This window comes from Microbacterium sp. CH12i (genome assembly GCF_000685355.1).
Classification (GTDB): Bacteria; Actinomycetota; Actinomycetes; order Actinomycetales; family Microbacteriaceae; genus Microbacterium.
In genome coordinates, this window is record NZ_JHET01000001.1 from 285264 (window position 1) to 304515 (window position 19252).

The following is a 19252-nucleotide window of genomic DNA, read 5'->3' on the forward strand; positions in this document are numbered from 1 at the left end:
CTCTCGAAGGAGGGTGAGCAGAGCATGAATATCGAAATGACCGTGTCTACGGCTGTCGCGGATCTTGCTCTGGGCGGAGCCTTCACCTTCGACGCCTTGTTCGACGCTGTGCGGCAGCGCAGACAACGGAAGCTGCGCGTCGTTGAGCTTGCCGAGCTTGGCGACCACGATGGCATCTGCGCCGTCTGGCTGACTACCGATACTGAGGATCTGATCCTTCATGCCCACAGCGACTCGGTTCTGCACCGCCAACAGTTCGTTCTGCATGAGTTCGCTCACATGATTCTTGGGCACTGCGACGGCGACGAGTGCTCCGAGGTGGATGCCCTGCTGCCCGATATCCCACCGCACACTCGTGGACGTTTGCTCAGGCGCCAGGACCTCGACACAGGCACTGAGATCGCTGCAGAGTCATTGGCCGACCGGCTCGCGGCAGGCATCCGCGGTTCGGCCTTCGCGGAGTCTCGCTACTCGGAGATATTCGCATGATCCAGACGCTCGTCGCGGCACTCATGTGGGTGCTTGTGGCGAGTCTGCTCATCCTGCGGCGCGGACGCACAGACCGCAGCATCACGTACTCGGCGCTCACAATCGCTATCGCGATGACACTCAACGTCGATGCGGTCTACGTCATCGTCGATCGGGCCCTTGGCGCAACCAACCTTGCCACGCTGCTCTCAGATGGCCTCCTGATGATCGGCCTCTTCTTCCTCGGCCGGGCAGCAATGAAAGTGGGGGAGTATCGCCCTCGGTTGGTGCGCGCGGCCGTTGGTCGCTCCGCACTGTCCATCGCACTCCTTGGCGCCTCGGTGACCTTCACTCTCATCGATCGAGGGTCAACGACGGTCAATTTCATGATTGATCTCGGCGCCCAACCGTGGGCCGCGACATATTCAACCGTCGCTTTCACGTACTGCGGGATCGTCGTTGCTGCGATGCTCGCGCTGGCGACGCGCCAGTTCCGGCTTGGTGATGGCATTCAGCGCATTCCGCCAGCGCTGCTGTTCATCGGCTCCGCTTCGGGCGTCGCACTCTGCGTGGTGGTGATCGTTATGGACGTTGCGCACATCTCAGGCAACCTCGAACTCATGAACGCGGTCGGCGCAACGTATGGGCCGCTGTCTCTACTCGCGTTTGTCTTTCTGTGCGCCGGATTCGTGGGGCAACCAATGGTCCGATACGTGCGGGATCGCGCCCGACGCGCGCAGACAGCTGAGATGGTGAGAGAGCTGGAGCCGCTCTGGCGTCGAGCAACACTCGTGCGGCCGGGACTCAGCGGCACGAACTCGCTCGGGTCGAGCCTGGATGACCCAGAGGTTCGCCTCCACCGCGAGATCGTCGAAGTCCGTGACGCCATGATCGATCCACGCGTCTCCTTCGAAGTCACTGGACCCGATCGTGCATTGCTGGAGCGAGCCGAGGCTCACCTCTTGGGGGCTGATGCGCGCGGCGCACTTGAATCTGTGCCTGGTCGCCCTGCACGCGAACGAGGACAGGTATGAGACGGATCATCGCTGTGGGCGCGGCGCTGCTCACCGCGGGAGGTCTGGGGCTCGGATGGACTATTGCCCGAAGGCTGACCGCACCAGTAGGCCCAAGGAACTTTGACTTGACCATCCGCGACGTGGAGGTTGATGGAGATCGGCGACTACTGGTCCTCGACCGCACACGCGAGACTGCCGCGCGTGGTGTTTACAACCTGTGGTTCGAGACGGGCGATTGGTTGCGAATATCCGACGAGGTGCTCGACCGAGGCTCTGACCAGATCGCCCGGGTTGTGACGGATGCGGCAAACGACTTCCTACCTTCCGCTGGCGACCGCTTCTCATGGAGCGGGATTTACTTCGCAAGCCCAGTCGATGCAGGCCTCAGCGCCAGGGAGATCCCGATCAACACACCTGCTGGCGCAGCTTCGGCATGGCTCATTGAGGGAGAAGAGTACTGCTCGACCTGGGCGATCCACATCCATGGTCTGGGGAGCACTCGGGCCGGAATGTTGCGCGGTGCGCAGGTTGCCGCGGAGAGGGGGTACACATCGCTTGTCATCAGCTATCGCAATGACGGCGAGGGCCCCCGGTTCGGTACCGGGCGCTCAATGCTTGGCTTCACGGAGGCCGAAGATGCCGTGGCCGCAGTGGACTACGCGATCCAGAACGGAGTGCAACGGATCGTGCTGTTTGGCTGGTCGATGGGTGCCGCGATCGCGCTACGAGTTGCCAGCCGCGCACGAGAGCGCGGTGTGATCGTGGGACTCGTCTTGGACTCTCCAGTTCTCGACTGGGTCGAGGTGATCAAAGCGAACTGCGTGCGCAGCGGTTTGCCCGCAGTGGCAGGCCATCTCGCGACCCCCTGGTTGACGCTTGACCCACTCGCTCGCATGGTCGGACTGCCGGGCGCCATCCCACTTGGAGAGTTTGATTGGGTGCACCGTGCCGAAGAACTCAACGTTCCGATGCTGATCCTGCACGGCACCAGAGATGACTCGGTTCCCATCAGTGTCTCGGAAGCTCTCCGCCATCGACGTCCTGATCTTGTAGAGCTAGAGACTTTCGACTCCGGGCACACGCTTGCTTGGAACTCCGACCCGTCGCGATGGCGCTCTGCAGTCAGCGCCTGGCTCGCGAAGCAGCTGGCTTCTTGATCTGCAACGTGATGCGATCGCGATCTCACAAGGGGCAGTAGGCCGGTTCACACCCGGAAAAACCCTCCTCAACCCGCTGTCACTCCGATATCATCGGGAATGTCGGCCTGCGCGGGTCGAGATGGAGGAATTACGTGACCGAGCCGTGGCTGTCTGCCGACGACATCGCCTCCCATCTCGGCGTCACGAAGGACACCGTCTACACCTGGATCGCCGAGAAGGGTATGCCCGCCCACAAGATTGGGCGGCTCTGGAAGTTCCAGGCGAGCGAAGTCGACGACTGGGTGCGCCGAGGAGGCGCAGCTGCTCCGGATGACGCAGTGCCCAGGTGACCAATCCGAACCAGTTGCGCTATACCACCGACCACCAATGTCGGAGGTTCCTCATATCCTGATCCACTGCCCAAATCCCGGAAGGAGGCCCCAATGATGATCAGTACCGAGTCGCACGAACGTTACGCGCTGTCGTTCACCAGCGGTGGCCTCTTGGTGCGCGAGGCAGACGTGATCGTCACTGTGTATCTGCGGACGCGTGACTGGACGGCGGTGCGACAGGCAGCCACTGAACAGAATCTATTGCAGGCGCGTACGACCTCGTCGAGTCTTCGCGTGACGCGGGAGGCGATTCAGCGGTTGCGCGTGCTCGACGACGCGGAACTCGAACTCCTCGCAGAGTCGAGTCTCACCGAGCGCTGTCATCTGATGTGGGCTGCGGCATGCCGTCGTTACGACCTGATTGGCGACTTCGCGGAAGAGGTCGTTCGCGAACGGTTCCTGTTGATGACGCCGACTCTCGACGCCGAGGACTTCGAACGGTTCATGACAGGCAAGAGTTTGTGGCACACCGAGCTTGACGAGTTGAAACCCTCGACTCGCGCCAAGCTCCGACAAAACGCGTTTCGTATGCTTCACGAAGCGGGGCTGCTCGGTAAGAACGGCGACATCATCCCCGCTGTGCTCTCGGGGCCCATCCACGAAACCCTTGCAGCTCGTCGCCCGAGTGACATCCGGTTTTTCCCAACCACTCTGCCAGTAGAGGTCCAGCGATGAATACGACCGAGCGAAGCCTCACGAGCGATGAAAAGCGTGTCTACGAAGTGCTGCGTAGCCATAGGTTCTTGAAGATGGAAGGCCTCTCCAAGGAGGTGCCGTTCTTCATTTACCACTATCCACCAGCATGGGCACTTGGCGTCGAAGAAATGCGGGAACGGGTGACCAACAAGCTCCGCAGCGACGACGGTCTCAGCGTGGTTGAAGTCAACCTGTATGACCTCGCCATTCGGCTTCTGGAGGAACGCGGCGTGTGGCAGCGCATCCTTTCTCTAGAGCCAGAAACAGACAAGTCCGAGTTCCGTGAAATGTTGCAGGGGATGCTGGACCCCCACGACCACCTCGCGCCCGCGATCCGTGAACTCCTGGCTCAGACCCCGAGTGACATTGTGTTCCTGACCGGAATTGGTGAAGTTTTCCCGTTCATCCGCACGCACACGGTGCTGGAGAACCTACAAAGCGTCGTGGTGGGTAGGCCCATGCTCGCCTGGTTCCCGGGAACGTACGAGTTTACCCAGGCAAAAGGCCATCAGTTGCGCGCGCTCAACCTCAGCGCAAGCGACAGCTACTACCGGGCCAAGGACATTTTGGAGCAGGAAGCGTAACGATGACACAGATCAATGAAATCTTTGCCAAGCCGATCAGCCGGGAGATCGAGGGTGTCATCAAGGCCGATGATGTCTCCCAGCTCGCCACGGAGTGAAGCGCCCTGGCTTTGTTGGAGACTCCTGACTTTGGAAACGAGGATGGAGTCATGGTGTCGAATGAGGGATCTGGGAAGCCGACCACGCGTCGGTATTCGCCGGAGGAGAAGGCCGCAGCGGTCCGGATGGTGCGAACCCTGCGAGCGGAGCTGGGGACCGAGCACGGGACGGTCCAGCGGGTCGCGACGCAGCTCGGATACGGGATCGAGTCCGTCAGGACGTGGGTCAAGCAGGCCGACATCGACGACGGCAATGTGGCTGGCGTGACCACGGCCGAATCGCGGAAGCTGCGGGAGCTGGAGCAAGAGGTCCGTGAGCTTCGTCGGGCTAACGAAATTCTGAAGAGGGCTGCGTCTTTCTTCGGGGCGGAGCTCGACCGCCAACATCGGAAGTAGTCGCGTTCATCGACGCGAACAAGAACGACGTCGTCGAAGGCCGCCGCCTCGGAGTCGAGCCCATCTGCAGCCTGTTGCAGGTGGCTCCGAGCACCTATTACGCCGCGAAAGACCGCGCCCCCTCGGCGCGCGCGGTGAGCGACGCGGTCTTGATGCCTGAGCTGGTCACGCTCTGGAACGCGAACTACTGCGTCTATGGGGTCCGCAAGCTCTGGAAGACCGCCCGTCGCGCCGGGATCGATATCGGCCGGGACCAGACGGGCCGGCTGATGCGGGCTGCCGGCATCGAGGGCGCGATCCGGAGCAAGCGGGTCAAGACGACCCGGCCGGATCCGACGTCGACGCGGCACCCGGACCTCGTGAAACGGGAGTTCACCGCGACCGCGCCGAACAGGCTCTGGGTCACCGATCTGACGTTCGTGCCGACGTGGGCGGGCGTCGCGTATGTCTGCTTCATCATCGACGCGTACTCACGGACGATCGTCGGTGGCGGTGCGCGTCTCACATGCGCACCGAGATGGTCCTCGACGCGATCGAGATGGCCCGCTGGTCGAGAGGTCGTCACCACGAGGATCTGAGGTGTCACAGCGACGCGGGGTCTCAATTCACGTCGATTCGCTACGGCGAACGACTCGCGGAGATCGGAGCGACGCCGTCGATTGGGACCGTTGGTGACTCCCTCTTAACCGGCTATTCGAGTCGAGTGCCCTTGCTACGCCACGCCGTGCGGAGTGAGATGCATTGGTGTGCTGGGTCGCGGGTGCAACATGTGTCTCATGACGGACATAGAAGTCCTGCGGCTCGAGAGACGCGATGCAGAGTGGGTGCTCGTCGGCGGGCGCGCCGACCAGTTCGGGCTGGTGAACGAGTATCTCGCGCATCTGCTGGACCGGAATTACTCGCCGGCGACGGTGCGGTCGTATGGGTATGACCTGCTTGCGTTTTGCCGCTGGCTGATCGAGCAAGATCTCGGAGTTGAGGACGTCACGACGGATGATTTGCTCGGGTTTCTGCGAGCATGTCGGGAAGCGCGCCTGCCGGGCCGGCCGGGTCCGAACGTGGTCGGGATGGATGGGCAGCGGCTGGACCGATATGCGGCGACGACGATCAACCGTCGACTCGCCGCGATTTCGGGGTTGTTCACCTACGCCGGGCTGCGGGATCCTGACCGGCGAAACCCGGTGCCCAAGGGCAGGGAGGCACGGTGGCGGACCGCGGGAGAACGATCCGGGATGCTCGCTCACACGGTCCGTCGTCCCGTGAAGCGGTCTGCGTTGCGGTTGCGGGAGCCGCGGCGGTTACCGGTCGCGCTGTCGCCGTCGGATGCGGCGACGCTGACGGGCAGTTTTCGCACTTGGCGGGATCGGGCGATCGCGGGGCTGATGCTGTGGTGCGGGCTGCGGTCGATGGAAGTGCTCGGCCTGCACGTGAAGGACGTCGATATCGGTGGCCGGTGGGTGACGGTCACCGCCACCCCCGCGCTGGACATGGACCTCGGCCTACCCTCCGGGGCCAGCTACGGCCCCGACACCTCGCAGCGGCAAAGCTTCGAAGTCGTCGGCGACGCCTTCGGAGACGGCTACAACGGCCCACTGGTCGTTGTCGCCACCTCACCCGACGACGACGCCATCCCCGCCACAGACCTGGCCGACATCTACACCGATCTCACCGACATCGACGGCGTCAACGCCGTCTCCCTCGGCGGCCTCAACGAGGACGGCACCACCGCCGTGTTCTCCGTCGTGCCCGAGACCGGACCCACCTCCGAAGAGACCGGAAAGCTGGTCACCACCATCCGCGACGCCGCACCCGCCTTCGCCGCCGACCACGGCGTCGACATCGGCGTCACCGGGTTCGCGGCCCTCGCGATCGATGTCTCCGAACGCCTCGCCGCGGTCCTTCCCCTGTACATCGCGGTAGTCGTGGGGCTGTCGCTGATCGTGCTGCTGCTGGTGTTCCGCTCCATCCTCGTCCCGCTCAAGGCCACCGCCGGATTCCTGCTCTCAGTCACGGCCACGTTCGGGGCGACCACCGCAGTGTTCCAGTGGGGATGGCTGCAACCTCTCCTCGGCATGGACGCCACCGCTCCGGTGCTGAGCCTGCTGCCCATCATCATCACGGGCGTCCTCTACGGCCTGGCCGTGGACTACGAGGTATTCCTCGTCTCATCCATGAAGGAGGCACACGTCCACGGTGCCCACGACCGCGAGTCGGTCACCCGCGGATTCGCGGTCGCCAGCCGGGTCGTCGTCGCCGCGGCAATCATCATGACCAGCGTATTCGCAGGCTTCGTCTTCACGCCGACCCCATGATCTCGCAAGTCGGCTTCGCGCTGGCCTTCGGCATCCTCGTCGATGCGTTCCTGGTCCGGATGACCCTCGTCCCCGCACTCATGGCGATCTTCGGCGACGCCGCCTGGTGGCTGCCCCGCTGGCTCGACCGCATCCTCCCCGACCTCGACATCGAAGGAGACAAACTCACCAAGCAGCTCGCGCGCGATTAGGGCGTGTTGCTAAACCCATTGGAGGGTCGCGGCGAGGCTGAGCCCGGCGTGGAGGTTCCGTGCGGGCCCGATGGAGAGTCCCACCAGCGCGGCCAGACCCCACCGAAGATGACGCCGCCATCGTCAAATAACGCGACGGGCGACAGGGGTGCGCTGGAACGATCTCGAAGGCTCTCGAAGGCCCTCGACGTCTTCGGCCTCGTAGCGTTTCAGCCAGCCGTAGTAGGCCTGGCGGCTGATGCCGTAGTAACGGCAGGTCGCTGCGACGTTGCCGCTGATCTCCTCGACGTGCCGCAGCACGGCGAGCTTATGTTTCGCCCGACGATCGAGCTCCGCTCGGCCGAGGCTGAGATGGGTGATGTCATGGAATCTTCCTCCCAAATGGAAGACCCGACTGTCAACAACCTCCGTCAGTTTTAGACTTCCCAAATAAACAGGCCCTCCTCGCATCCGTGGCCGACCAGATCATCGCGCGGGCGCGCCACCTTCCCTCCGAGGTCGGCGGATGGATGCCCGCGGCGCGCATCGAAGCAGACGCCCTGCGCGATGCCCTGCTGGCATTCCGCGACAGTGCAGAGGTGGTCTCGAGCGCAGTCGCCCTGGGTCTCGGATCGGGCGAAGCGTTCGCTCGCCTTGCGGCCGCCCTGGCGTTGGGCGGTTTTGAGCCCGAGACGGCGCGGCGCAGCGCTTCCGCGCTCTTGCACTTCATCCTCGGGCACGTCTCGCATGAACAGCAACGAATGCAAGCGGACAGTTTGGGTGTCCTCACACGGACACACGGGGCGGACCCTTCCGATGCCGTCGCGGGCGCGAGGAGTTCGACTTCGGCATCACCCTGCTACTCGCCGGCTTGGAACGGCAACCGCATCGCATTTGCTCGACCACATAGCCGCCGCCAGACAACGCACCGATTAGCTGTGGGGCAGCAGACAGCCCAAAAAATTGCGTCAGTGGCACGATCACGAGGGTGGACGTGCTCGTCCGACACAGCCGAGGTGAAGGCAAGCGAGGAGATGCTCCAGGGCGTGAGGGACCAGCCCCGGCGTGTCCCTGGTCGAGGACGCGTTGAAGCCCGGCGGCGGCACCGGCGAGCTTCAACTCGGTCAGGTGGGCGCAGCGACCCCGAGCCCTGCCTCGGCAACACCTGAGCTCGTGCGATACAGCCCCGGGGTGTCGCGCGCAAAACTCAACATAATCGTGGTTCAGTATAATAAACTCATTGTTATAATCTCGAACCTTTGCTAGCATGAAGCACTAGTACAAAGGAGTGCAAAGTTGACGCTGATGGAATCTGCTGAACAGCAAGAGGTGCGGGCGGTTGTACGGTCGATCGTCGCTGACTACGATCACGATTGGTATGTCAGGCGTGCGCGTGCTGGCCTCAAAGTGACCGAGTTGTGGGAGGCAATCAGTGAATCCGGGTTCGTTGGTGTAAACCTGCCGGAAGAGTATGGCGGTGGCGGGATGGGCATCCAGGAGTTGTCCATCGTTGCGGAAGAGCTGGCAGCTGCGGGTTCCCCCCTGCTCATGCTCATCGTTTCGCCCGCAATCTGCGGAACCGTCATCGCCCGTTTCGGAACGGACGAGCAAAAGGAACGCTGGCTACCTGGGCTAGCGACCGGTAAAATTAAGATGGCGTTCGCTATCACCGAACCGGATGCGGGATCGAACAGCCACAACATTGCGACCGCAGGTCGCCGAGACGGCGATGGCTGGATTCTGACCGGCACCAAATACTACTGCTCCGGCGCAGACGAAGCTGATGCCCTGCTGGTCGTCGCTCGTACCGGTGTCGATGAGAAAACCGGTCGCGCGCGTCTCTCCTTGTTCATCGTAGAGACCCCGAACCCTAACCTGCAGATGACCGTGATACCCGTTGAGGTGACCGCTCCCGAGAAGCAGTTCACACTTTTTTTTTGACGAGGTTCGCGTGCCCTCAACAGGCTTGCTCGGCGAAGTGAATGATGGGCTTCGTCAGATTTTCTTCGGGCTCAACCCTGAGCGCATTATGAGTGCGGCGACGTCCAATGGCATTGGTCGTTTCGCGTTGGATCGCGGCGCCAGGTACGCCAAGGAGCGTCAGGTTTGGGGGGCTCCGATCGGGACCCACCAGGGTCTCGCGCACCCGTTAGCGGAGTCGTATGTGCATGTCGAACTTGCGCGCTTGATGACCAGCAAGGCCGCGTGGATGTATGACAACGGTCTTGACGCGGGTGAAGCATCCAACATGGCCAAGTTCGCGGCGGCCGACGCGTCCGTCGAGGCTCTCGATCGCGCAATCCAAATCCATGGTGGCAATGGCATGTCCACCGAGTATGGGCTTGCTGATGCTTGGGGATTTGCCAGAGTTCTCAAGATTGCCCCCGTATCACGAGAGATGGTGCTGAACTACATTTCGCAGCATTCCCTCGGGCTTCCCCGCAGCTACTGATCGGCTATTCCCGTTACACCACCCGTCCAAATTCATACGACAAAGGAGTCACCAATGAATGTGTACCCGCCTGAGACGGTGAAGAAGTATCACGATGCCGGTATCTGGGAAGATAAAACCTGGAGCGATTACGTCGCCGAGCATGCTGCGGCACGGGGCGACAAGGAGGCCCTCGTCGATCAGCCCAACAAGTTGGAGATCATCGGCACCGAGCCGATGCGCCTGACGTGGACCGAGGTTCACGAACGCGCGGATGGGCTCGCCCTTTCGCTCCTCGACGCAGGGGTTCGCACGGGCGATGTTGTCTTCGTGCAATTACCGAACTCGGTCGAGTTGGTTCTGCTCCACCTCGCGCTCGATCGTATCGGCGCTGTGGGAACGTTTGCCCCCATGCGCCAACGTTCGTCCGAGATCGAGCATGCGATCGCCAAGACCAAGGCGCGAATCGCCGTAGGCATGGGAAGTTTCGTCGGTACCGACTATCTCGCCATGATTCACACCGCCCGGAAGGTCTGCCCGTCACTCGAAGTGATCATTGCGCTCAAAGGTGAAGGCAGGTTCGGCGCAGATTTCGAGCTTTCCACGATGATCACCGCCGCAAATCCAGGCCGGGTCGCTGAACTCGATGCGATCGAAGTCTCAGCGGATGACGTGTTGACCCTGTGTCTGACGACCGGCACTGAAAGCACACCTAAGGTCGTTCCCCGTACCCCAAACAGCTGGATGGTTGCGACGAAAGGGATACTGGAGGCGACGGGACACGGAGCGGACTCCGTTTTTTCCGGGCCGTTCCCCTACGCCAACATGGGTGGACTGGGGGTGGAACTCTATCCCTGGATCATGGCGGGGGGAAAGTTCGTCACCCACGAGCCGTTCAATGTCGACGTCTTCTTGGAGCAGATTACTAAGGAGCGGGTCAACTACATCATCGCCGTTCCTGCGATCTACTTCGCAATGCTGAATCACCCGGGGCTTGATACTACTTACGACATCTCCTCGCTGACTGTGGTCGGTTGCGGTGGCGAGGCGCCCCCGCACACGATCGTCGAGATGCTTGACGAGCGCGGCATCAAGGTGATTAATGAGTTTGGCGCGACCGAGGGGTGGTTCTTCTTCACACTTCCTGAGCAGCCCGTGGAGGAACGCAAGGACCTATTTCGCATCGACGCGTTGAGCCGGTTTCTTCCGGCGACAGAATTTCGCGCACTCAAGCCGGGTACCGAGCAGGATGTTCTTGTTGGTGAACCCGGTGAGCTTGCCGTGCGCGGGCCGTCGGTGTTCGCCGGCTACCTCGATGCTGATGAAGTCAACGCGGTGTCTTTCACCTCGGAGGGTCTATTCCGAACGGGCGACTTGGTTGCGATCGGGAACGACGACTCGTTGCGTTACGTCGGGCGCTTGAAGGACATGATCATCCGTAACGGTCAGAACATCAGTCCCGCCGAGATTGAGTTGATCATTCAGCGCCACCCGAGCGTGTACGAAGTCTCGGTCATCGGGGTGACAGACGCGATCAAGGGACAGCTGGTGTGTGCGGTGGTCTCGACCAAGGCCGAGATGGTGATCACGCTCGAGGAGCTTGACGTGTTCATGCGGGAGATGGATGTCGCCCGACACAAGATCCCCGAGGTTCTGAAAGTCATCGATGAACTGCCTAAGGGGCCGAGTGGCAAGATCCTCAAGCGCGAGCTTCGGGACCGCTTTGCTGATAAGCAGGGGGTTTGAATGTCGGTACTCTCTATTTCCGTCGATCAGCATTCAGAGGTTTTTCGCGCCAACAAGGATGCTCATCTGTCCCGAATCGCACAACTGGATAGCCAACAGGCGCTGGCGGCGGCCGGGGGCGGTGACCGCTACATTCAGCGACACCGCGATCGCGGCAAGCTCTTGGCGCGTGAGCGTGTTGAGTTGCTCATTGATCGTGATTCCGCATTTCTTGAGCTTTCTACTCTTGCTGGCTGGGGAAGTTCGTTCACAGTGGGCGCGAGCGTCGTAACCGGTATCGCTGTGGTCTCGGGGGTGGAGTGTCTCGTGATCGCGAACGATCCGACTGTGCGAGGCGGCGCATCGAACCCGTATACCTGGAAGAAGATTATTCGCGCGTTGGAAATCGCCAGACACAACCGCCTACCGGTGATCAATCTCGTGGAGTCCGGGGGGGCGGACCTGCCAACTCAGGCCGAGGCCTTCGTGCCGGGGGGAGCGTTGTTCCGTGACCTTACCCGGCTGTCGGCATCTGGGGTGCCGACTTTGGCGATCGTGTTTGGTAACTCGACTGCGGGAGGGGCATACGTTCCCGGAATGTGCGACTACACGATCATGGTGAAGGATCGGGCAAAGGTGTTTCTCGGTGGCCCGCCGCTGGTGCGGATGGCCACGGGGGAGGTATCTACGGATGAGGAGCTGGGGGGTGCAGAGATGCACTCACGAGTGTCTGGTCTCTCCGACTATCTCGCCAACGATGAATTGGACGCGCTCCGACTCGGCCGGCAGGTAATGAAAGACATAAATTGGCGCAAGCTCGGGTACGGACCGACGTCTCCTGTTGTGCCACCGCGGGCTGCTCCCGAGGAATTATTGGGGATCGTCTCAGCGGATCTGCGGACACCCTTCTCCCCGCGAGACGTTCTTGCCTGCGTGCTCGATGGCTCGGACTTCGATGAGTACAAGCCAACCTACGGTTTGAGTCTGGTCACCGGGTGGGGCAGGATTCACGGTTTTCCGGTAGGCGTCCTCGCAAATGCAAACGGGGTTATCTTTCCGGAGGAAGCAAAAAAGGCGGCCGAGTTCATCATGCTTGCCAATCAGGTCGATGTGCCGTTGCTGTTCCTGCAGAACACGACGGGTTTCATCGTTGGCAAGGTGTACGAGCAGGCCGGCATGATCAAGGACGGCGCCAAGATGATCAACGCTGTCTCCAACAGTCACGTGCCCCACATCACGTTGCTCATGGGGGCATCATATGGTGCCGGGAACTACGGGATGTCCGGGCGGGCGTTTGAGCCGCGTTTCGTCTTCGCATGGCCGGGGGCGAAGACCTCGGTCATGGGACCGCAGCAGCTCGCGGGGGTCTTGTCTATAGTTGCACGAGATTCGGCCGCATCTGCTGGGCGTCGCTTCGACGAGGAGGCAGACGCGAGGCAACGGGCCGAGACAGAAGAGCAGATTGAACGCGAGTCCGACAGCTTCTTCATGAGCGGCAAGATTTACGACGACGGCGTTATTGACCCGCGCGACACCAGAACGGTACTAGGAATCGCACTCTCGGCGGTTCACTCCAACGAAGTGACGGGCACGCGCGGTTTCGGCGTGTTCAGGATGTAAGCGGGCCACACATGAACTTGAAGATAACCTCCGTCCTGATCGCCAACCGAGGCGAGATCGCCAGACGAATCATTAGATCCTGCCGAGATATGGGAATTCGCACGGTCGCCGTGTACTCGGACGCCGATACTGGCTCTCCCCATGTGAAGGAGGCGGACTCGGCAATCCGGCTGTCGGGAACGGCGCCAACAGACACCTACCTAAGGGGTGATCTGCTCGTCGCTGCGGCGCGCAAAGCCGGCGCGGACGCCGTGCACCCCGGTTACGGATTCCTCTCCGAGAATGCCGACTTTGCACGCCAGTGTGAAGACGCAGGTCTGGTGTTCGTGGGACCGACATCGACGACGATCGAACTGATGGGGGACAAGCTTCGATCGAAAGCGCTCATGAGTGAAATCGGTGTTCCCGTCCTCCAGGGATTCGATCTCACGCCTTGACGGCAGAAGAAATCGCAGACAGAGCGACACAGATCGGATTTCCCCTATTGGTGAAGGCCTCGGCAGGAGGCGGCGGGCGCGGAATGCGTATTGTCAACGAACCGGCGGAGGTTGCGGACGCAGTTGCCTCTGCCAAGCGTGAGGCGCTGTCGGCATTCGGCGACGAAACAGTTTTTCTCGAGCGGTATCTTGTCAATCCCCGACACATCGAGGTCCAGGTCTTCGCGGACGAGCACGGAAACGTTGTCTCCCTCTTCGAGCGGGAGTGTTCGATTCAACGGCGCCATCAGAAAATAATCGAGGAATCCCCGTCCACGGCGGTCGATGATCTGCTGAGGAAGCGTCTGGGCGAAGCCGCCGTGGCCACCACTCGAGCTGCGGATTACCGGGGGGCGGGAACAGTCGAATTCGTTCTTGCCGATGACGGCTCCTTCTACTTCCTCGAGATGAATACTCGCCTTCAGGTTGAGCATGCGGTTACCGAGGCCGTCACTGGTCTCGACTTAGTAAGGCTGCAGCTTCGCGTCGCTCAAGGTGAAGCTCTTCCACCGGAAGCGCTGAACCCGAGCATGACCGGCCATGCGATCGAGGTCAGGGTATACGCGGAGGACCCAACCAAGGGCTTCCTTCCCACGTCCGGCACGGTAGAGCATTTTAGGGTGCCCGAGCGTGCCGGGCTGCGTGTGGATTCTGGAATCGAGACCGGATTCGCCATCAGTACGCACTACGACCCAATGCTCGCGAAGTTCATTTCGTACGCGCCGGTCCGTGAGGAAGCCGCGGCGCTGCTTGCCATCGCGTTGCGCGAAACACAACTCGACGGTGTGACTACCAATATCGGTTTGCTCGCGTCTATCCTCGAAGACAATGATTTTCTCGCCGGTTACACCACCACGAGCTTCCTGGACGACCACCGCGAACTCGTCGCGAACTCGTCGTTCGTGACCGACGGAGTCTTAGCTCGCCGAGCGCTGGCTGCGGCGCTCATCACTCAAGTGCAGACCCGGGACAGTGCGGTAGCTCAGCAGACGATTCCCTCGGGTTGGCGCAACAATCCATCCAGCTGGGGCGTGCACACGAGCACTCAAACTTGCGTATACGCCCTTGGCGACCGCGAAGTCCGCGTCGCCTATGCGGTGGGTCCGAGCACGGCGAAGGTACGATCGACGGCGCCGACTTAGGGGAGCTACGGGTCTTCGAATTGACCGCAAGCACCGCTGACCTTGAGATGAATGGGGTGCGCGGGCTCTATGAGTTCGTGCGCGGTGGGAACCGTGTCTATATACATGATCGCTTCGGCTCGACGGCATTCGATGAGGTGGAACGTTTTCCCGCGCCGGACGCGCGCGGCTCGCGCGGCTCGCTCGTTGCGCCGATGCCGGGCTCAGTGCAACGAGTCCTTGTCGAGGTCGGCTCCGTTGTCACGCGCGGCGAGCCGCTGCTCATTCTCGAAGCGATGAAAATGGAGCACACGGTCACGAGTCCCGTCGATGGCGTCGTGGCCGAGGTTCTGGTTGCCAACGGCGATCAGGTCGAGGCGGGGGCGGCACTCGTCGTAATGCAACAGGAGCAGATCAGCTAATGCCGGAAAAAGTATGTTTCTCTCATCATCACCAACTTGGAGGTTCTAATGCAGCCCAGCGATGACGCCCAGACCGACGAAAGGAAGGTGGCGCTGATTACCGGGTCCTCCCGTGGTCTTGGCAAGGCAATTGCCCGTGCTCTCGCAGCCGATGGCTACGACATCGTCGTGAATTATCGGCGCAACGATGAGCTCGCTTTGCAGACAGTCGATGAACTCAAGGTCGGCGGTCGACGCGTGGTTGCGATCAAGGCTGATCTGGAGTCTCCCGACGAGATCCAGGCGATGTTTGAGGAAGTCGGCTCCACGTTCGGGCACCTCGACGTTCTGGTGAACAATGCGGCAGCGACGGCCTTTAAGCCACTCCTGGATCTCTCGGACAACAACATGTCGCGCACCCTACGTCTGACGGTCAACGGCTTCATCCACTGTGTCCAGCAGGCGGTGCCGCTCATGGAGGGCCGCCCGGGCCGCATCGTCGGTATCAGCGGAATCGACGCCGGCCACTACATGCCCGGACACGGTCTTCTGGGTGCGGCCAAGGCTGCATTGGAAAGTCTCATCCGGGCTTTCGCTATTGAACTCGGCCCGCGCGGCATCACGACCAATGGTGTGAGTCCGGGAGGCTTTGAGACTGACTCGTCCCGAATCTATGGGGGCTCGCAGTTCGAGTTCCTCAAAGAGAGGTTCATCAGCCAGGCGGGAATCAAGGACTTCGGCACGGTCGAAGACATGGCCTCAGTGGTCAAATTCCTCGTCTCGCCGCCGGCGCGATACATCACGGGACAGACGATCATCGTCGATGGTGGCGTAACGGCCAACCTGGGCGAGTTGGACGATATCAATGCCGCAGTGCGGCACCACGAAAAGGGAAGAGCGATCCTATGAAGCGAGTTCGTTTAGGTGCAGGATCCGGCTACTGGGGCGACATGCTCGAGCCCGCTGTCGAGTTGGCCAAACACGGCGAACTCGACTATCTCGGGTTCGACTTTCTCGCGGAACTGACGATGTCGCTATTGCAGCGCGCGAAGATGAAGGACAACACCAAGGGGTATATCCCCGACATCGTGCCCTGGATGCGCACCCTGCTTCCGATCACCCACGCTCAGGGCACCAAAATGGTGCTCAACGGTGGAGGGACGAACTGTATCGCGGCGGCGGATGCCGTTATGGCCGAGGCGCGTCAGGCAGGGCTGTCCGGGGTGCGAGTTGCCGCTATCACAGGTGATGACTTGACCGACAGGATCGGTGAGTTGCGTGCGGCCGGCGTGAGTTTGCAGAACATGGAGGACCCTTCCCGCTCAATCGATGAGATCGCCGACCGGATCGTCGCAGCCCATGCTTATATTGGTTCGGAGTCGATCATCGAAGCGTTGGATCTGGGCGCCGAGGTCGTCATCGGCGGGCGCCTGGCCGACAGTGCAGTCTACGTCGGTCCGCTGATGCACGAGTTCGGTTGGGACTTCGACAATGCCGATTGGGACTTGATCGGGGCGGCCATCACGGTTGCTCATGTCATTGAATGCGCAGGAATCTGTTGCGGCGGGATGAGCTCCCAGTGGAAGAACGTGCCAGAACCATGGAATATGGGGTTCCCGATCGCCGAATTCGCGGCCGACGGCACGGCTCAGATCTCCAAGCTTCCGGGTACCGGCGGGCTGATCAACCAGTGGACAATCAAAGAGCACTTGCTCTACGAGACTCACAACCCCGCCGACTACCGGATGCCCGACGGAATCGCCGACTTGACGACGCTGCGCGTGGATGACGCCGGATCGAATGTGGTCTCGCTAAGGGACATGAGCGGGCGAGAGCGGCCTGAGATGTTGAAGGTGCAGATCGGATATACCGATGGCTGGATTGCTGAGGCCCGCGTTATCATTCCGTTCCCCGACACCCTTGCCAAGGCGACCGCTGCGAAGAGATCATTCGCAAGCGATTGGACATTGTCGGGCTGACACCGCGCGAGTTGCGCTTTGACCGGGTAGGAATCGATGCGCTGGCAGGTCCGCTAGCGCGCCAACCCAGGCGGGACCCGGAAGAGATCGAGCTTCGAGTCACAGCGCACGTCGACACGCGCGAAGAGGCCGCGCAGCTGAACCGCGAGGTGACTCATGTGACAACGATCGGTCCGGTTGGCACTGCGTTCGGTGCGCCGCTACGGCCTAGAGAGGTGATTGCCCTGTGGCCAACTCTTGTCCCGCGCAAGTTCATCCCCACGAGCGTCGTCATCGAGGAGGTGGGATCTAATGTGGCTATCGCTTAACGATCTCGCGTACACCCGTTCCGGCGACAAAGGTGATGTGAGCAACGTCGGTGTCATGGCATTCGGCGACGCCGAATATGAAGCGCTGCGAATCTGGTTGACGCCGGAGCGACTGAGTGACTTCTTCGCAGGTTTCGTTCTCGGCCCGATCGCAGTATACGAATTGCCCCGAATGAACTCACTTCAGGTCGTAATGCAGAAGGCTCTGGGCGGCGGGGCGACCCGCACCCTCCGCTTCGACGAGACAGGCAAGTCGGTCGCTGCTCTCATGAGTCGGTTTCCCGTGCCCGCGTCGTTGATGGATGGAAGGGAGAAGCTGTGACCGCTGTCGAGGAACCCGGCATCGTTGTCGAGCAACTAGACAACGGAGTTGCTGTCGTGCTCTTCAATCGACCGGCGAAGTTGAACGCACTGTCGAGTGCCGTTCTCGCAGAGCTCGTGGTTGCGTTTCGACAGCTCGGTCACGATCCGGAGGTACGCAGCGTGGTCCTCTCCGGCCGCGGGAAGGCATTCTCGTCCGGCGGTGACCTCATCGAACTTCATCCCCTGTTATCGCAGGCTGGAGTCAACGGTGCGCGGCTGCACATGCGCGCCTTTCACGAGGCGATCACAGCAATCAGGAACATTCCCATTCCGGTCGTCGCCGCAGTCAACGGGGCGTGCGCTGGTGCTGGTATCAGCGTGGCCCTCGCCTGCGACTTGGTCATCGCTGCCGAGGATACGGTTTTCCATCCGAGCTTCACTCGTGCGGGGCTGATCCCCGACCTTGGAGCATTGCATTTGTGGACGAGGGCCGTCGGCCCGCATCGTGCGAAGGAGATGGCGTTTTTTGGCGAACCGATTTCCGCAGCGGAGGCGCTCGCATCTGGGGTGGTCGGCCACGTGACGAGTGAAGGCACTGTGCTCGAGGACGGCATAGAGTTCGCTAGACGTCTGGCCGAGGGCCCGACCGCCGCATACCAGATGATCAAAGATGTGATAAACGCAACAGATCAAGCCAGTCTCGACTCCGTCTTCCATCTCGAATCCTATGCGCAATCCGCGGCGTTCCTCACCGGCGAGGCCGACGAGGGGGTGTCGGCATTCCGCGACCGCCGTGCGCCGATGTTTGGCCACCCGTCATGATTGCCTCAGATCCTGTTCGGGCCCCAAGCATCGACCAGTCGCGGGCGACGGCTGCCGCGAGGTTGCGCCGTGACGGGACGGCGGTCGAGGCGCCGGTGACGGTCGATCGATGCGCCTACCAGGTCCCCGCGATTGACCGAGCGGTGTTCATCATGCGCGCACTCCAGGGGAAAGGACCGCTGAGCTTCCGCGGCATTATCGAAGCGACGGGGTTGTCGAAATCGACCTGCTTCTCCCTCTTGCGCACGATGAGCAGTTTGGGCCTCATCGAACTCGACAGCGATCGACGTGTTTATCGACTCGGAATCAGCCTGGTTGAGCTGGGAGCGTCCGCGAGCGATCAACTCAGCTACTTGCGAGTAGTGAAGAGATACCTCGCACATTTGTCCGCAGACGTTGATGCGACGTTCGTTATCTACCGGCGACTCGATCAGGAGCACGTGTCAATTGTTGACAAACTCGAGCGGCTCCACCAGGTGCGCATATCGGTTCCCATCGGTACGGTCATGCCGATTCAAGGCGGCTCGTTCGGTCGATGTTTTATGGCGTACGACGATCCCCAATCAGTGGATGCGGTTCTTCGCGGCGGACTCCATGCATTCACGGAACTTAGCGTGACCGACCCTTCGGTATTCCGACAGGAGTTGGTCCGCGTGCGCGAGCGCGGGTGGGCAGTCGATAGGGAAGGTTTTGCGCTCGGAGTCAGCACAGTTGCCGCTCCAGTGTTCGGAGCAGACGGAAAAAGTCCTGCTCGTCATTGGCGCCATCGCGATCGCAAGCGTCCTGAATGAGGAG

At 61.3% G+C, this 19252-nt stretch carries 19 protein-coding genes, 3 pseudogenes and 1 other annotated feature; of the genes and pseudogenes, 21 read left to right on the forward strand and 1 reads right to left on the reverse strand.

Translation table 11 applies throughout. From position 1 onward, the window contains the following. Positions 1–24: 24 nt before the first annotated feature. From DC31_RS01575 to DC31_RS16720, 8 genes and pseudogenes are all read left to right on the forward strand, one after another. On the forward strand, positions 25–489 hold the full coding sequence (locus tag DC31_RS01575; protein WP_036276282.1) for a hypothetical protein: 465 nt from the start codon (positions 25–27) through the stop codon (positions 487–489). Then, positions 486–1502, forward strand: a complete 1017-nt coding sequence (locus DC31_RS01580; protein ID WP_036276112.1) for a DUF6545 domain-containing protein — start codon at positions 486–488, stop codon at positions 1500–1502. The genes DC31_RS01575 and DC31_RS01580 overlap by 4 nt, the downstream gene beginning before the upstream one ends. Beyond that, positions 1499–2641, forward strand: coding sequence for an alpha/beta hydrolase family protein (locus tag DC31_RS01585; RefSeq protein ID WP_036276113.1), 1143 nt, complete (start codon positions 1499–1501; stop codon positions 2639–2641). The genes DC31_RS01580 and DC31_RS01585 overlap by 4 nt, the downstream gene beginning before the upstream one ends. Before the next feature lie 134 nt (positions 2642–2775). Further along, a complete protein-coding gene (locus DC31_RS01590) occupies positions 2776–2973 on the forward strand; it encodes a helix-turn-helix domain-containing protein (protein WP_036276116.1) in 198 nt (65 codons plus the stop codon). 93 nt (positions 2974–3066) lie between these two features. Further along, positions 3067–3690 (forward strand): DUF1819 family protein, encoded by a 624-nt coding sequence (locus DC31_RS01595; protein WP_036276118.1) that lies wholly within the window; start codon positions 3067–3069, stop codon positions 3688–3690. Beyond that, entirely contained in the window at positions 3687–4295 is a 609-nt protein-coding gene (locus DC31_RS01600) for a DUF1788 domain-containing protein (RefSeq protein WP_036276120.1), read from the forward strand. Before DC31_RS01595 ends, DC31_RS01600 begins: the two co-directional genes overlap by 4 nt. A gap of 149 nt (positions 4296–4444) precedes the next feature. Beyond that, positions 4445–5468: pseudogene (locus tag DC31_RS17365) on the forward strand (IS3 family transposase); the annotation flags it as partial. Then, positions 4744–4878 (forward strand) — a sequence feature (AL1L pseudoknot). Its footprint overlaps the pseudogene before it by 135 nt. Before the next feature lie 97 nt (positions 5469–5565). Further along, positions 5566–7292: pseudogene (locus DC31_RS16720) on the forward strand (MMPL family transporter). Positions 7293–7415: 123 nt separating this feature from the next. Here DC31_RS16720 and DC31_RS18920 read toward each other — a convergent pair. After that, positions 7416–7742, reverse strand: a complete 327-nt coding sequence (locus tag DC31_RS18920) for a helix-turn-helix domain-containing protein (protein WP_372460300.1) — start codon at positions 7740–7742, stop codon at positions 7416–7418. Positions 7743–7801: 59 nt separating this feature from the next. Between DC31_RS18920 and DC31_RS17980 the strand changes: the two genes are divergently transcribed. The 13 genes and pseudogenes from DC31_RS17980 (at position 7802) to DC31_RS01675 (ending at position 19248) form a co-directional block, all read left to right on the forward strand. Continuing rightward, entirely contained in the window at positions 7802–8440 is a 639-nt protein-coding gene (locus tag DC31_RS17980; protein ID WP_152545311.1) for a TetR/AcrR family transcriptional regulator C-terminal domain-containing protein, read from the forward strand. Positions 8441–8576: 136 nt separating this feature from the next. Continuing rightward, positions 8577–9212 (forward strand): acyl-CoA dehydrogenase family protein, encoded by a 636-nt coding sequence (locus DC31_RS18925; protein WP_235201266.1) that lies wholly within the window; start codon positions 8577–8579, stop codon positions 9210–9212. Between the two features lie 10 nt (positions 9213–9222). After that, positions 9223–9723 carry an acyl-CoA dehydrogenase family protein gene (locus DC31_RS18930; protein ID WP_235201258.1) on the forward strand — a complete coding sequence of 167 codons (501 nt, stop codon included), beginning with the start codon at positions 9223–9225 and terminating at the stop codon, positions 9721–9723. A gap of 54 nt (positions 9724–9777) precedes the next feature. Then, positions 9778–11448 carry an AMP-binding protein gene (locus DC31_RS01640; protein WP_036276132.1) on the forward strand — a complete coding sequence of 557 codons (1671 nt, stop codon included), beginning with the start codon at positions 9778–9780 and terminating at the stop codon, positions 11446–11448. Next, positions 11449–13047, forward strand: a complete 1599-nt coding sequence (locus DC31_RS01645; RefSeq protein ID WP_036276133.1) for an acyl-CoA carboxylase subunit beta — start codon at positions 11449–11451, stop codon at positions 13045–13047. A gap of 11 nt (positions 13048–13058) precedes the next feature. Beyond that, complete coding sequence (locus tag DC31_RS18935; protein ID WP_235201259.1) at positions 13059–13484, forward strand: biotin carboxylase N-terminal domain-containing protein; 426 nt, start codon at positions 13059–13061, stop codon at positions 13482–13484. Then, a complete protein-coding gene (locus DC31_RS18940) occupies positions 13481–14665 on the forward strand; it encodes an ATP-binding protein (RefSeq protein ID WP_235201260.1) in 1185 nt (394 codons plus the stop codon). Before DC31_RS18935 ends, DC31_RS18940 begins: the two co-directional genes overlap by 4 nt. A gap of 20 nt (positions 14666–14685) precedes the next feature. After that, positions 14686–15066: an acetyl-CoA carboxylase biotin carboxyl carrier protein subunit gene (locus DC31_RS18945; RefSeq protein ID WP_235201261.1), complete on the forward strand. Its 381-nt coding sequence runs from the start codon at positions 14686–14688 to the stop codon at positions 15064–15066. Positions 15067–15114: 48 nt separating this feature from the next. Then, a complete protein-coding gene (locus tag DC31_RS01655; RefSeq protein ID WP_051606299.1) occupies positions 15115–15954 on the forward strand; it encodes an SDR family oxidoreductase in 840 nt (279 codons plus the stop codon). A 41-nt stretch (positions 15955–15995) separates the two neighbouring features. Then, a pseudogene (locus DC31_RS01660) lies at positions 15996–17332 on the forward strand (acyclic terpene utilization AtuA family protein). Further along, positions 17316–17654 (forward strand): AtuA-related protein, encoded by a 339-nt coding sequence (locus DC31_RS01665; RefSeq protein WP_036276135.1) that lies wholly within the window; start codon positions 17316–17318, stop codon positions 17652–17654. The pseudogene DC31_RS01660 and the gene DC31_RS01665 overlap by 17 nt, the downstream one beginning before the upstream one ends. Continuing rightward, on the forward strand, positions 17651–18457 hold the full coding sequence (locus tag DC31_RS01670; protein WP_051606300.1) for an enoyl-CoA hydratase/isomerase family protein: 807 nt from the start codon (positions 17651–17653) through the stop codon (positions 18455–18457). Before DC31_RS01665 ends, DC31_RS01670 begins: the two co-directional genes overlap by 4 nt. Then, the gene (locus DC31_RS01675; RefSeq protein WP_051606301.1) at positions 18454–19248 is read left to right on the forward strand and encodes an IclR family transcriptional regulator; all 795 of its coding nucleotides are present in this window, start codon (positions 18454–18456) and stop codon (positions 19246–19248) included. Before DC31_RS01670 ends, DC31_RS01675 begins: the two co-directional genes overlap by 4 nt. The last annotated feature ends 4 nt before the right edge of the window (positions 19249–19252 follow it).

Excerpts from the sequence above, each read along its gene's own strand:
- DC31_RS01575 (WP_036276282.1), top strand. The coding sequence starts at position 25 with ATGAATATCGAAATGACCGTGTCTACGGCTGTCGCGGATCTTGCTCTG.
- DC31_RS01580 (WP_036276112.1), top strand. The coding sequence starts at position 486 with ATGATCCAGACGCTCGTCGCGGCACTCATGTGGGTGCTTGTGGCGAGT.
- DC31_RS01585 (WP_036276113.1), top strand. The coding sequence starts at position 1,499 with ATGAGACGGATCATCGCTGTGGGCGCGGCGCTGCTCACCGCGGGAGGT.
- DC31_RS01595 (WP_036276118.1), top strand. The coding sequence starts at position 3,067 with ATGATGATCAGTACCGAGTCGCACGAACGTTACGCGCTGTCGTTCACC.
- DC31_RS01600 (WP_036276120.1), top strand. The coding sequence starts at position 3,687 with ATGAATACGACCGAGCGAAGCCTCACGAGCGATGAAAAGCGTGTCTAC.
- DC31_RS18920 (WP_372460300.1), bottom strand. The coding sequence starts at position 7,742 with ATGCGAGGAGGGCCTGTTTATTTGGGAAGTCTAAAACTGACGGAGGTT.
- DC31_RS17980 (WP_152545311.1), top strand. The coding sequence starts at position 7,802 with ATGCCCGCGGCGCGCATCGAAGCAGACGCCCTGCGCGATGCCCTGCTG.
- DC31_RS18925 (WP_235201266.1), top strand. The coding sequence starts at position 8,577 with ATGGAATCTGCTGAACAGCAAGAGGTGCGGGCGGTTGTACGGTCGATC.
- DC31_RS01640 (WP_036276132.1), top strand. The coding sequence starts at position 9,778 with ATGAATGTGTACCCGCCTGAGACGGTGAAGAAGTATCACGATGCCGGT.
- DC31_RS01645 (WP_036276133.1), top strand. The coding sequence starts at position 11,449 with ATGTCGGTACTCTCTATTTCCGTCGATCAGCATTCAGAGGTTTTTCGC.
- DC31_RS18935 (WP_235201259.1), top strand. The coding sequence starts at position 13,059 with ATGAACTTGAAGATAACCTCCGTCCTGATCGCCAACCGAGGCGAGATC.
- DC31_RS01655 (WP_051606299.1), top strand. The coding sequence starts at position 15,115 with ATGCAGCCCAGCGATGACGCCCAGACCGACGAAAGGAAGGTGGCGCTG.
- DC31_RS01665 (WP_036276135.1), top strand. The coding sequence starts at position 17,316 with ATGTGGCTATCGCTTAACGATCTCGCGTACACCCGTTCCGGCGACAAA.
- DC31_RS01675 (WP_051606301.1), top strand. The coding sequence starts at position 18,454 with ATGATTGCCTCAGATCCTGTTCGGGCCCCAAGCATCGACCAGTCGCGG.